This is a genomic window from Bacillus sp. COPE52, from assembly GCF_003355115.1.
In the GTDB taxonomy this organism is placed as follows: Bacteria; Bacillota; Bacilli; order Bacillales; family Bacillaceae_G; genus Bacillus_A; species Bacillus_A toyonensis.
In genome coordinates this window covers 5,316,861-5,329,655 of record NZ_CP031292.1, presented here as the reverse complement: position 1 = coordinate 5,329,655, position 12,795 = coordinate 5,316,861, and the positions used below count along the sequence as shown (strand labels likewise).

Below are 12,795 nucleotides of genomic sequence, written 5' to 3'. Positions count from 1 at the left end.
AATAGATCGTTTGAAAATTGCGGAGGTGCTTTAATAATGTCTTCAGTAGTAGTTGTAGGAACACAATGGGGCGACGAAGGAAAAGGTAAAATCACTGATTTTCTTTCTGAGCATGCGGAAGTAGTTGCAAGATATCAAGGTGGAAATAACGCGGGACATACAATTGTTTTCGGCGGAGTTAAATATAAGTTACACTTAATTCCATCTGGTATTTTCTATAAAGAGAAAATTTGTGTAATCGGAAATGGCTTAGTAGTAGATCCAAAAGCATTACTTGAAGAGTTAAAATACTTACACGACCGTGGTGTAAGTACTGATAATTTACGTGTAAGTAACCGTGCACACGTTATTTTACCTTATCATTTAAAACAAGATGAGTTAGAAGAGGCTAGTAAAGGTGATAACAAAATCGGTACAACGAAAAAAGGTATCGGTCCTGCATATATGGATAAAGCTGCTCGTATTGGTATCCGTATGGCTGATCTTTTAGACCGTGAAGCATTTAAAGAGAAGCTTGAGCGCAATTTAGTAGAGAAAAATCGTTTATTTGAAAAAATGTACGATACAGAAGGTTTCAGCGTAGAAGAAATCTTTGAAGAGTACTTCGAATATGGACAACAAATCGCACAATATGTATGCGACACATCTGTTGTATTAAATGATGCACTAGATAACAATCACCGTGTATTATTTGAAGGTGCACAAGGTGTTATGCTTGATATTGACCACGGTACGTACCCATTTGTTACATCTTCTAACCCGATTGCTGGTGGTGTAACAGTTGGAACTGGAGTTGGTCCGGCGAAAGTTACTCGCGTTGTAGGTGTATGTAAAGCATATACAAGCCGTGTTGGTGATGGTCCATTCCCTACTGAACTTAATGATGAAATTGGTCATCAAATTCGTGAAGTTGGTCGTGAATACGGAACAACAACTGGTCGCCCACGCCGTGTAGGTTGGTTCGATAGCGTTGTTGTAAGACATGCGCGTCGTGTTAGTGGTTTAACGGATTTATCATTAAACTCTATTGATGTATTAACAGGTATTCCAACTCTTAAAATCTGTGTTGCTTACAAATATAACGGAGAAGTTATAGATGAAGTTCCAGCAAACTTAAACATTTTAGCGAAATGTGAGCCTGTATATGAAGAGCTTCCAGGTTGGGAAGAAGATATTACTGGTGTGAAATCATTAGATGAGCTTCCTGAAAATGCAAGAAAATACGTAGAGCGTGTTTCTGAATTAACAGGAATCCAATTATCTATGTTCTCAGTTGGACCAGATCGTAACCAAACGAATATCGTTCGTAACGTATACGAAGTTTAATTGATATTTTTAAGAAAAACTCATGTCCGCATGAGTTTTTTCTTATCTTTTATAAAAAAACAAAAAAAGTATTGCAAAAGTGAAAGATGATATGTTATGATACATCTTGTCGTCACGAAAATATGACGTTGGTGAGTATGAGCCATTAGCTCAGTTGGTAGAGCATCTGACTTTTAATCAGAGGGTCGAAGGTTCGAATCCTTCATGGCTCACCATTTTATTTTTCGTGGCCCGTTGGTCAAGTGGTTAAGACACCGCCCTTTCACGGCGGTAACACGGGTTCGAATCCCGTACGGGTCATGTTTTTTTATGTTTATTTTTGGTCCCGTGGTGTAGTGGTTAACATGCCTGCCTGTCACGCAGGAGATCGCCGGTTCGACCCCGGTCGGGACCGCCACTTTTGTTTATACCACCATTAGTGGTTTTATATATAGTTTTGGCTCGGTAGCTCAGTCGGTAGAGCAGAGGACTGAAAATCCTCGTGTCGGCGGTTCGATTCCGTCCCGAGCCACTCTCAGGATATTAAGTGGGCCCACTTAATATCCTTTTTATTTTGTGTAGTTTTACAAATGTGGGTAGTTATTTTACAATAGGATGAGGAGCCTCTAGCAGTTGAAGCTAGAGGTTTTTCTGTAGATCGTATAGGATTCCGTGTAAAGGTGGATCATACATGAGTCTATGAGAATAGAGGAGAGAACACTTAAATAAAGGTTGCTGTCATATAGGGATATACTATAGAAACATCAATATATTTAAGAATCATTGACCATATTTTTATGAGGAGGAAATAGACGATGATGGGAAAGAAAATTTTAGTAGTTGATGATGAAAAGCCGATTGCAGACATTTTGAAGTTCAACCTAGAAAAAGAGGGTTTTGAAATTGTAATGGCACATGATGGTGATGAAGCAATTGAGAAAGCTAATGAAGAACAGCCAGATATGGTTTTATTAGATATTATGCTACCAGGAAAAGATGGTTTAGAGGTTTGTCGTGAAATACGTAAAAACTCAGAAATGCCGATTATTATGCTTACAGCGAAGGACTCTGAAATTGATAAGGTATTAGGGCTTGAGCTTGGAGCAGATGATTATGTAACGAAGCCATTTAGTACGAGGGAATTACTTGCTCGTGTGAAGGCGAATTTACGCCGCCATCAACAAGGTGGTGCAGCAGAAAAAGAAGAAAATACTGAAATGGTTATTGGACCAATTATTATTAATCCAAATGCTTATAGTGTAACAAAGCGTGAGGAAAATATTGAGCTTACACATCGTGAATTTGAATTGCTACATTATTTAGCAAAACATTTAGGACAAGTTATGACACGTGAACATTTATTGCAAACAGTTTGGGGTTATGATTATTTTGGAGATGTGCGTACAGTGGATGTAACAGTACGTCGTTTACGTGAAAAAATTGAAGATAATCCAAGTCATCCTACTTTAATTGTAACTAGACGTGGGGTAGGGTATTACTTGCGTGACCCAGAGCAGGAATAATATATGAAAAAGGTTGGTTTTTTTCAATCCATTCATTTAAAGTTTGTGCTCATATATATGCTATTAATATTAATAGCGATGCAAGTAATCGGTGTATATTTTGTAAGAGAATTAGAAAAAAGTCTTGTACAAGGCTTTAAGGATTCTCTGACACAACAAACGAATTTACTATCGTATAATTTAAAGCAAGAATTTACAAAAAGTCGTGAAAAAACAGATCCAGAATCATTAGATGACGCTATAAAAAATTCGATTCAAAAGTTTGCATCGGATCGTAAGAAAGATATTCAAGAAGTAAGTGTATTTGATTCTAATAGAAAATTAATGGCGATTTCAGACACGGCTAAGCAAAATAAGATAGGCAGAACATCGACAGATATAGCTGTTCAACGGGTAATTGTACAAAATAAACTAGAATCAAAAATTGAGAAAGATGGAGGAACTGGCCATCGAGTTCAAGTGATGATTACTCCTATTCAAAGCGATAAAGCTGGGGAGGTACTTGGTGTCATTCGTATTGTTGCATCTATGGAAGATGTATACAAACAAATGAAGGATATAAATCAAATTTTTGCTACCGGAACAGTGATTGCTTTGTTAGTAACGGCTGTACTTGGGATTTTACTAGCTCAAACAATTACAAGACCAATTTCAGATATGCGAAGGCAAGCAATTGAAATGGCAAAAGGAAATTATTCGAGAAAAGTAAAGGTCCATAGTCATGATGAAATTGGCCAATTAGCATTATCTTTCAATAATTTATCAAAAAAGCTACAACAAGCTCGTTCTTCAACAGAAAGCGAAAGACGTAAATTATCATCTGTTTTATCACATATGACAGATGGAGTAATTGCTACTGACCGAAAAGGGGATATTATTTTATTAAATGACCCTGCGGAAAAGATGCTAAATGTTTCGCGTGAAACGGCGCTGGATCAATCGGTTTTAGAAGTATTGGGGATACAGGAAGAATTTACGCTCGATCATTTATACGAAGAGCCTGATTCTGTTTTATTAGATTTTAGTACGAGAAATGAACCATACATTTTACGTGCTAGTTTCTCTGTTATTCAAAAAGAGACGGGGAAGGCAAATGGTTTAATTGCTGTATTATACGATGTAACGGAGCAGGAGCGTATAGAAGGGGAACGCCGCGAGTTTGTGGCGAACGTCTCTCATGAATTAAGAACACCATTAACAACGATGCGTAGTTACTTAGAAGCGCTGACAGATGGTGCATGGCAAGATCCAAATATTGCACCGCAATTTTTAACAGTTACACAAGAGGAAACAGAAAGAATGATAAGGCTTGTAAATGCGCTGTTGCAACTATCTAAGCTTGATAGTACAGAACATCGTTTGATGAAAGAGTGGGTCGACTTTACTGACTTCTTTAATAATGTTATTGATCGCTTTGAAATGTCTAAAGAGCAAAATGTAAGTTTCAAACGATCTTTCTCTAAAAAATCTAGATTTATTGATATGGATACGGACAAAATTACACAAGTGTTGTATAACATTATTTCTAACGCATTAAAGTATTCGCCAGAAGGTGGAACAGTAACATATCGCTTACGTGATCGAGGGGAGTTATTAGAGATTAGTGTAAGTGACCAAGGTATGGGTATTCCGAAAGAAAACGTAGATAAAATCTTCGAACGTTTTTATCGTGTGGATAAAGCCCGTTCAAGACAAATGGGTGGTACGGGTCTTGGATTAGCTATTGCAAAAGAAATGATTGAGGCACATGGTGGTTCTATTTGGGCGAAGAGTGAGGAAGGAAAAGGAACGACGATTTATTTCACACTGCCACTGGCACCAGATGAAGAGGACGATTGGGAATGAGTATGGAAAACTTTAAAACGATAGTTCTAATTAATTTAGTTGTTATTAGTCTATTTTTAACTTTTAATTTATGGACATATGTTCCCGATTCCACTTCTGTGCAAAATACAAAATTTGTTCAAGGTAATGAAGAGATAAATCCGATAAAGATTTCAGGAGTTGTTCGCCCATCCTCTGTTATTGTTCATAAAGAAAAAAATCATTACGTAAGTGAGAATACGAACAACGTGAACTCACTTTATAAAATTCTTGAAAATGGAGAATTACATGATTTTAGGGAAATAACAGGCACAGTTCCTAAAGGGGATTTTCTTTCTTATGTACACGGAGAAGAAAAGATTGAATTTGTTTTTCCTACAAATGTGCCACTTGAGACGATTAAAGACATGTTCAATATTAAAGATAAAAATTTAGAATCTAATAGAAGTTTTAATCGCATTGTAATCGATCCTTCTCGAAGCAAGGACCAAGAAATTAAAGTTAATTTTATTTCTTATGATAATCCTCGTAGAATATATCAAGCGATGTTGAGTGGTGCTTATGTAAAGGATGTTATAAACGACCAAAATCGATTTATTACATTAGCAAAACCATATTTTGAATATCAAGTAAATGATACGAAAAAACTGTTTTTACCAGATGGAATTACGGAATTAAATCAGATAGAGTATTTTGTGTCTGGGTTAGATGTGGATTCATTTAAAAATGTTTTATTTAGTGATCCGCGTTATTTAAGTCCTATTACCGAGAAATCAAAGGAAACATTTACAGATGGTATTCGATCTATGGAAATTGATAAGTTGAATTTAATGTTGAAATATAAAAATTCCGCAGTATATAGTGATAAAGTTACAGATAATGCGATGCTTTTGAAGAAAAGCTTCGACTTTGTAAGTGGGCACAGTGGTAACTTAAATTCTTATCGTCTTGATTATATTAATAAGGGGAAAACCTCATTCCGTTTATACGAGGGCGGTTTACCTGTATTTAATGCAGATGGAATGGCTGAATTAAAACAAGCATGGGGTTCAGGCGAAATCATGCAGTATGAGAGATCTCTTTTTGATTTCAATATTCCTTTACCTAGTACACCCACTTCTCTTGCATCAGGTCGTACAGTGATGACATCATTAGAGAATAATCCGGAAATTGACAAAAATTCAATTCAGGATGTTGGTATTGGTTATAAAATGTCATTGAAATCTTCCGTGAACGGAGGTCCTGTGAACGGAGGAGAGATCAGTATTTTACAGCCGATATGGTATGTAAAATGTGATGAAGAGGGTAAACAAAAAATATATGAGTGGAGTGAGGGAGGACTAAATGGATTGGGATCGAATTAAAACGATATTTATTGTGACCTTTTTTGTTTTAGACCTCTTTCTTATCTTTCAGTTCATTCAAAAGCAAGATAGTAATCAGTTGGAAATTGTGACAGAAACAAAAATTGATCAACAATTAAAAGAATCTAAAATTACTATGGGGAGTTTTCCTAAAGAGCCGAAAAAAGAGTCATTTATTATGGCGAAAAATAAAAACTTTAAAGAAGAAGATGTGCAATCTTTAAAAAATCAAACAGCGCATCTGCAAAATGAATATACGATAGAAGGTAAGTTGAAAGAGCCATTTTTAAATGCAAAATCATTATCTAAGGATAAATATAATGATTTCTTAAAAAACAGTGTCCTTGATGGGCAGAAATACGAATTTGGAGCAATGAAAGACTCTAAAATTTATTTCTTCCAAAAGTATAAGGATAAGCCGATTTTCCACAATAATCATGCAATGATTGTTGTGGATTTAAATGAAAAAAACGAGCTTGTTTCGTATACACAAACAATGTTAACGGATTTGAAGGAAATGGGCGAAAGTGAAAAAACGAAAGAACAAGAAATTATCACTGCTCAAACAGCTTTGGAAAATATATATTTAAAAAATAAAATTGCAGAAAATACGCACGTGAAAGAGGCGCAGATTGGATATGCGGCTCTAGCTGAATCATCTTCTAATATACAAGTGCTAGCTCCAACTTGGAACTTAAAGACAGAGCAGAAAAAGGACTTTTTTGTGAATGCAATTGAAGGACAAGTTATGGAATTAGGGGAAACTCAAGTGCCGGAAGAACATAATGGAGTGAGAAAGAATGAGTATGCATTTTAGTGTGCTTGCAAGTGGAAGTACAGGGAATATGCTATATGTAGGAACGGATGAAAAAAAATTACTCGTCGATGCAGGTTTAAGTGGTAAAGCAACAGAGGCTTTATTTAAACAAGCAGAACTGAATATAAATGATGTATCAGGTATTCTTGTCACACATGAGCATAGTGACCATATTAAAGGATTAGGTGTATTGGCGCGTAAATATGATTTACCAGTTTATGCGAACGAGAAAACATGGAATGCAATGGAACATTTAATAGGAAATATCCCAACTGAGCAAAAGTTCATTTTCTCAGTTGGGGATGTGAAAACATTCGGTGATATTGAGGTCGAGTCATTTGGAGTTTCCCATGATGCGGCAGAGCCGATGTTTTATGCTTTTCATAACAATAATAGAAAATTAGCCCTTATTACAGATACAGGATACGTGAGTGACCGTATGAAAGGTGTTATTAAGGGAGCTAATGCTTTCGTATTTGAAAGTAATCATGATGTGGAAATGCTTCGTATGGGACGTTATCCGTGGAGCATTAAAAGACGTATTTTAAGCGACGTTGGTCACGTTTGTAATGAGGATGCTGCGTTAGCGATGGTAGATGTAATTACAGATGAGACAAAACATATTTATTTAGCACATTTAAGCTTAGATAACAATATGAAAGAACTAGCGCGTATGTCAGTATCGCAAGTGTTAGAGGAAAAAGGATTTGGAGTGGGAGAATCCTTTGAAATTCATGATACAGATCCAAAAATGCCTACGAAAATTCAATACGTATAATTCTTCATTTTAGTAAACAATAAAGGTGAATATAGTTGTTTTCAGGAAGATAGGTGAACAAATATGTCCTTTATTGATGAAGAAAAGTATCGTATAAAACGTGCAGGTAAAAAGAAGCATAAAGGTATTGTCATTTCTAGCATAGCAGGAACAATTGTAGGGGCTTCATTATTTGCATTTGGGGCGCCTTTATTTTCGAATCATGCTGGCGCGCTTCCGCAAGCTGAAGCAAGTGGAAGTAACATGGCTGAAGCTCAAGGGATTAAACAGGTTAGCTTTGTAGACGCTGTTGATCGCGCTTCTGAAGCTGTTGTTGGTATTATTAATATTCAACGAGACAATTTTTCAGAGGCAGATTCAGAAGCCGGTACAGGATCTGGTGTCATTTATAAAAAGACAGATGGACAAGCTTACATTGTAACAAATAACCATGTCGTTGCTGGAGCAAATCGTATTGAAGTAAGTCTAAGTGACGGTAAGAAGGTCCCAGGGAAAGTATTAGGAACCGATGTAGTCACAGATTTAGCTGTACTAGAAATAGATGCGAAGCATGTGAAAAAAATAATTGAGATTGGCGATTCTAATAAAGTTCGTCGAGGAGAACCGGTCATTGCGATTGGAAATCCACTCGGACTGCAATTTTCGGGGACCGTTACACAAGGCATTATTTCAGCTAACGAGCGTATTGTTCCTGTAGACTTAGACCAAGATGGTCATTACGATTGGCAAGTAGAAGTATTACAAACAGATGCAGCGATTAATCCAGGTAATAGTGGTGGTGCACTTGTAAATGCGGCAGGACAATTAGTTGGTATTAACTCAATGAAAATTGCTGCAAAAGAAGTGGAAGGAATCGGATTAGCTATTCCGGTTACTAGAGCCGTTCCGATTATGAATGAACTTGAGAAGTACGGGAAAGTAAGAAGACCTTATGTTGGAATTGAACTTAGATCATTAAATGAGATTCCGAATTATTATTGGTCCAAAACATTACATTTACCAGGCAATGTAGCAGAGGGAGTTTGCATTTTAGATGTGAAAAGTCCTTCACCAGGCGCGGATGCTGGTTTGCGAGAACATGATGTTATTGTAGCGGTAGATGGAAAACCAGTAAACGATATTATTGGGTTCCGTACGGCCTTATATGATAAAAAAATTAATGATAAAATGACTCTTACGTTTTATCGTGGTACAAAAAGAGCAACAACAACGGTGAAATTAGGCATTCAAAAATATTAAAAACAGGAGGGCCTACCTCCTGTTTTCTATTGTAGAAAAGTGAGGTGAAGAATATGAATTTACCTTGTTGTTTAGAACATGTTGAATTAGCGTTAGATATTATTGTTGATGAATGTGAAGTTGCACCGGTTATCAACAATGTGGATAACTCAGAAAAAGAGAAAAAAACATGTGAATTTTGTCAAAATGAGGCGACATATGTTGTATCGAACACAGATTCTCACACAATATGTGGGTAACATTTGTGGATATGTGGATAAGTTATGTGGATAACATGTTTGTAAGGTGGGGAATAAATGTGAATATCTCGATTATTTCAATCGGAAAATTAAAGGAAAAGTATTTAAAACAAGGTATAGCAGAATATTTAAAACGATTATCTGCGTACGCAAAAGTAGAAGTAATTGAATTGCCAGATGAAAAAGCACCAGAAAATTTAAGTGAAGCAGAAATGTTAATTGTAAAAGAAAAAGAAGGTATACGTATACTGGATAAAATTTCTGATGATACGCACGTGATCGCATTAGCGATAGAAGGAAAACAAAAGTCATCAGAAGAATTTGCAGTAAGCCTAGATCGTCTTGCTACATATGGAAAGAGTAAAGTTGCCTTTGTAATTGGTGGATCACTTGGACTAAGTTCAGAAGTAATGAAGCGTTCCAATGAATCTCTTTCTTTTTCAAAAATGACATTACCACACCAATTAATGCGATTAGTATTGCTTGAGCAAGTGTATAGAGCGTTTCGTATTAATCGTGGTGAACCATATCATAAGTAAATTTCCATTTGTATATAAAAAGAGTAAAAAAGACCATTGGATAAAAATCACCGATGGTCTTTTAAACATTAATAGGTGGTATGCAGATTTCCTAAAATAAGTATGTTTCTATTTCTAAAAAAGTATGCTGTAATATGAAGAGGAAAAAATTATAAGTAGTCAGAGAAGTGAGGAATTAAAGGTGAAGAAGTTTAAGAAGTTTTACTTAGAGATTACAAGTGTATGTAATCTTGCGTGCAGCTTTTGTCCGCCGACGGAAAGGCAGAAGCAATTCATTTCTGTGGAGGATTTTGCTAAAAGATTAGACCAAATTAAACCTCACACAGACTACATTTATTTGCACGTGAAGGGTGAGCCGTTGCTCCATCCAAAAATAGATCAACTGCTAGATTTAAGCCATGAAAAAGGATTTAAAGTTAATATTACAACGAACGGAACGTTAATTAATAAGAGAAGGCATAGACTGTTAAATAAGCCTGCTCTAAGACAAATGAACTTTTCCCTGCACAGTTTTGATGGACATCCAGGTTCGCAAGATAAAGAGGGCTATGTAAGAAGTATACTTGCCTTCATTAGGGAAGCAACAAGTCAATCAGATTTAATTGTTTCGCTAAGGTTATGGAATTTAACTCAGGATAATAAGACAAATGCTGAAATCCAGAAAAATAGAGAGCTATTATCCATAATTGAAAATGAGTTTGATCTGCCTTATCAAATTGAAGAGAAGCTTACACCAGGAAAAGGTATAAAAATTGCGGAACGTGTCTTTATTAATCAAGATTATGAATTTCAATGGCCGGCATTGCATGAAGAAGAGGATGATGGAAAAGGATTCTGTCATGGTCTTCGAAATCAAGCGGGTATTTTAGCAAATGGAACGGTTATTCCTTGCTGTTTAGACGGTGAAGGGATTATTAATCTTGGGAATATTAATAATGATTCATTTTCTAACATTATAGAAGGTGAAAGAGCAACAAACATTGTCGATGGATTTTCGAAAAGAGTTGCAGTCGAAGAGTTATGTAGGAAATGTGGATACCGTAAAAGGTTTGGAAAGTAAATATGAAATAAGCCCTCATAAAGAAGCGAGGGCTTATTTTTTTATCCCGCATTAACGGGCAGTAAGATCCCCACCTCAAAATTCAGCGGAAGCAAAGAAGTTAGGTAGGGAATCAACTGCCCGTAAAAGCCCGATTGGTTCAACTAATAATCAGTGGGGGATGGACACCCCCCACTGATTAAAGTTTCACTTTATTCTTGATAAGAACGCTCTAATTCATCAATTAAGGAGCCAACGTAAGAAACAGCTTTACGGATTGCATCTGGTTTTGACATATCTACTCCGGCATGTTTCATTAATTCAAGTGGTTTCATTGTACCACCAGCGCGAAGTACATCTAACCAGCGATCAACGGAGGGCTGCCCTTCTTCTTTAATCATTTGGGCTACTGCGGTAGATGCAGTTAGACCTGCGGAATACGTGTAAGAATATAAGCCCATGTAATAATGAGGTTGGCGCATCCAAGTTAAGCCGGCACCTTCATCGATTTCTACAGAATCCCCCCAGAATGTAGAAAGGACATTTGTTTTTATTTCGGTTAAACTTTTAGCTGTAAGTGCTTGTCCTTCTTCTGCTAGAGTATATACTCTTCGTTGGTATTCGCCCTCAAGTAAGTGAGTAACAAAGTTATGATAATATGTGCCAAGTAGTTGTAGAATGACCCATCTGCGCATTCTCTTATCGTTAGTTGTTGCAAGTAAATGTTGGGCTAGTAATAATTCATTCATTGTTGATGGTGCTTCAACAAAGTACATAGATGGACGTACATTCATAATGCGCTGGTTTTTATTTGCTAAATAAAAATGCCCAGCATGACCAAATTCATGTGCTAATGTGAAGCATCCGCGCATCGTATTTTGCCATGTAATTAAAATATATGGATGAGAACCATATGGACTTGAACAAAATGCTCCTGTTGATTTGCCTACATTATCTGCAAGATCTACCCATCTTTCTTTGAAGCCTTTTTCGATAATGGAACTATATTCATCTCCTAATACTTTTAAAGAATCTTGAATGAGTTTGCCTGCTTCTTCGTAAGTAATTGCTGGATTAAATTCAGGATCTAAAGGTGCATGTAAGTCGCAGAAAAGCATTTGATCGAGTCCTAATACTTTCTTTTTTAAATCTGCAAAACGGCGCATATGAGGCGCTAATTCTTTATAAATAATATCAAGTTGATTGTTATACATTTCAAGTGGAACTTTTTGCGGCTCTAAAAGCATATGAGTAACGGATTCATATTTGCGTAAACGAGAAAGTGTCACTTGTTTTTTTACTTCAGTAGCATATGTTGTGGCAACTGTATTTTTATATCGCTTCAAAGTGGAAACAAACGATTCATATGCTTTTCTACGTATGTATGCGCTTGGAGAGAATTCATAATTGCTTTCAAATAATGCAAATGACAAAGGGAATTCGTTTCCTTGTTCGTCTTGTATAGGATTGAAACCCATATCGGCCAATTTAGTCATGCCGTAAATTTTGTATGGAGAACTATGAACTTCGCCAAGTGCAGCAAGTGCTTCTTCTGTTTCAGGTGAAAGAGTGTGCTGCCTTTTGCTCAGCACTTCTAGTAATGATTTACGAAAAGGGTTGAGTTTTATCTCCTCAATTAAATATTTTTCAATCGTGCCTTCTTCAAATGAGAGAATTTCATTATGAATAAAGGCTAGTGCTGTATGTACTTTCGTTCCTAGAGCAGAAACTTTGGAAGAGTTCGCTTGAATAACTGGATCTGTCCGATCAGCAGATTCTTTTAGGTTTGCATATGAGCTCAGTTTTGTTAATTTCATTAAAAGCTCTTCCTCTATAAGTAAGCAATTTAGTAAAGTAGTGGAGCTAGTATGCAAGCGTCCTTTAAATGCATCAAGTTTCTGTATATCATTTTCTAATACGTTTAATGCAGCGTGCCACTCGGTATCAGATTTATACAAATCAGAAAGATCCCATGTTAGTTCAGTAGGAACTTCTGCGCGAATAAGGCGATTTTCAATTACATTTTTCATTTATTATAGCCCCCTTATTTTAAGTATTTAAAAATATGATACTAGAAAATTCAGTAAAATAAAAATATTTAACGGTTTTATACATAAAAAAGAAGGAC

Annotated in this window: 11 protein-coding genes and 4 tRNA genes; 14 read left to right on the top strand and 1 reads right to left on the bottom strand. The window is 36.2% G+C overall.

Features of this window, described 5'->3' with window-relative positions:
- Window positions 1-36: 36 nt before the first annotated feature.
- The 14 genes from DPQ31_RS27015 (at window position 37) to DPQ31_RS26950 (ending at window position 10,688) form a co-directional block, all read left to right on the top strand.
- Window positions 37-1,326, top strand: a complete 1,290-nt coding sequence (locus DPQ31_RS27015) for an adenylosuccinate synthase (protein WP_000100232.1) — start codon at window positions 37-39, stop codon at window positions 1,324-1,326.
- 139 nt (window positions 1,327-1,465) lie between these two features.
- Window positions 1,466-1,541, top strand: a tRNA-Lys gene (locus tag DPQ31_RS27010).
- Window positions 1,542-1,554: 13 nt separating this feature from the next.
- A tRNA-Glu gene (locus tag DPQ31_RS27005) sits at window positions 1,555-1,626 on the top strand.
- Window positions 1,627-1,647: 21 nt separating this feature from the next.
- Window positions 1,648-1,723 (top strand) — tRNA-Asp (locus DPQ31_RS27000).
- Window positions 1,724-1,764: 41 nt separating this feature from the next.
- Window positions 1,765-1,837: transfer RNA gene (locus DPQ31_RS26995), tRNA-Phe, on the top strand.
- 283 nt (window positions 1,838-2,120) lie between these two features.
- Window positions 2,121-2,828: a cell wall metabolism DNA-binding response regulator WalR gene (gene walR, locus DPQ31_RS26990; RefSeq protein WP_000971864.1), complete on the top strand. Its 708-nt coding sequence runs from the start codon at window positions 2,121-2,123 to the stop codon at window positions 2,826-2,828.
- Window positions 2,829-2,831: 3 nt separating this feature from the next.
- Entirely contained in the window at window positions 2,832-4,673 is a 1,842-nt protein-coding gene (gene walK, locus DPQ31_RS26985; RefSeq protein WP_000755358.1) for a cell wall metabolism sensor histidine kinase WalK, read from the top strand.
- Window positions 4,670-6,016 (top strand): YycH family regulatory protein, encoded by a 1,347-nt coding sequence (locus tag DPQ31_RS26980; protein WP_000061574.1) that lies wholly within the window; start codon window positions 4,670-4,672, stop codon window positions 6,014-6,016. Before walK ends, DPQ31_RS26980 begins: the two co-directional genes overlap by 4 nt.
- Window positions 5,997-6,833, top strand: coding sequence for a two-component system regulatory protein YycI (locus DPQ31_RS26975; RefSeq protein WP_000383715.1), 837 nt, complete (start codon window positions 5,997-5,999; stop codon window positions 6,831-6,833). Before DPQ31_RS26980 ends, DPQ31_RS26975 begins: the two co-directional genes overlap by 20 nt.
- Entirely contained in the window at window positions 6,817-7,611 is a 795-nt protein-coding gene (locus tag DPQ31_RS26970) for an MBL fold metallo-hydrolase (protein ID WP_097958149.1), read from the top strand. Before DPQ31_RS26975 ends, DPQ31_RS26970 begins: the two co-directional genes overlap by 17 nt.
- A gap of 63 nt (window positions 7,612-7,674) precedes the next feature.
- A complete protein-coding gene (locus DPQ31_RS26965) occupies window positions 7,675-8,850 on the top strand; it encodes a S1C family serine protease (RefSeq protein ID WP_000008023.1) in 1,176 nt (391 codons plus the stop codon).
- Window positions 8,851-8,903: 53 nt separating this feature from the next.
- A complete protein-coding gene (locus DPQ31_RS26960; protein WP_001052827.1) occupies window positions 8,904-9,089 on the top strand; it encodes a CxxH/CxxC protein in 186 nt (61 codons plus the stop codon).
- Between the two features lie 59 nt (window positions 9,090-9,148).
- Window positions 9,149-9,628, top strand: coding sequence for a 23S rRNA (pseudouridine(1915)-N(3))-methyltransferase RlmH (gene rlmH, locus DPQ31_RS26955; RefSeq protein ID WP_001027003.1), 480 nt, complete (start codon window positions 9,149-9,151; stop codon window positions 9,626-9,628).
- 181 nt (window positions 9,629-9,809) lie between these two features.
- On the top strand, window positions 9,810-10,688 hold the full coding sequence (locus DPQ31_RS26950; protein ID WP_000713626.1) for a radical SAM/SPASM domain-containing protein: 879 nt from the start codon (window positions 9,810-9,812) through the stop codon (window positions 10,686-10,688).
- Between the two features lie 191 nt (window positions 10,689-10,879).
- On the opposite strand, the gene pepF is transcribed toward DPQ31_RS26950, so the two are convergent.
- Complete coding sequence (pepF, locus tag DPQ31_RS26945) at window positions 10,880-12,697, bottom strand: oligoendopeptidase F (RefSeq protein WP_208731251.1); 1,818 nt, start codon at window positions 12,695-12,697, stop codon at window positions 10,880-10,882.
- Between the last annotated feature and the right edge of the window lie 98 nt (window positions 12,698-12,795).

Bases quoted from the DNA above. Each gene is read 5' to 3' on its own strand.
- DPQ31_RS27015 (WP_000100232.1), top strand. From the start codon at position 37: ATGTCTTCAGTAGTAGTTGTAGGAACACAATGGGGCGACGAAGGAAAA.
- walR (WP_000971864.1), top strand. From the start codon at position 2,121: ATGATGGGAAAGAAAATTTTAGTAGTTGATGATGAAAAGCCGATTGCA.
- walK (WP_000755358.1), top strand. From the start codon at position 2,832: ATGAAAAAGGTTGGTTTTTTTCAATCCATTCATTTAAAGTTTGTGCTC.
- DPQ31_RS26980 (WP_000061574.1), top strand. From the start codon at position 4,670: ATGAGTATGGAAAACTTTAAAACGATAGTTCTAATTAATTTAGTTGTT.
- DPQ31_RS26975 (WP_000383715.1), top strand. From the start codon at position 5,997: ATGGATTGGGATCGAATTAAAACGATATTTATTGTGACCTTTTTTGTT.
- DPQ31_RS26970 (WP_097958149.1), top strand. From the start codon at position 6,817: ATGAGTATGCATTTTAGTGTGCTTGCAAGTGGAAGTACAGGGAATATG.
- DPQ31_RS26965 (WP_000008023.1), top strand. From the start codon at position 7,675: ATGTCCTTTATTGATGAAGAAAAGTATCGTATAAAACGTGCAGGTAAA.
- DPQ31_RS26960 (WP_001052827.1), top strand. From the start codon at position 8,904: ATGAATTTACCTTGTTGTTTAGAACATGTTGAATTAGCGTTAGATATT.
- pepF (WP_208731251.1), bottom strand. From the start codon at position 12,697: ATGAAAAATGTAATTGAAAATCGCCTTATTCGCGCAGAAGTTCCTACT.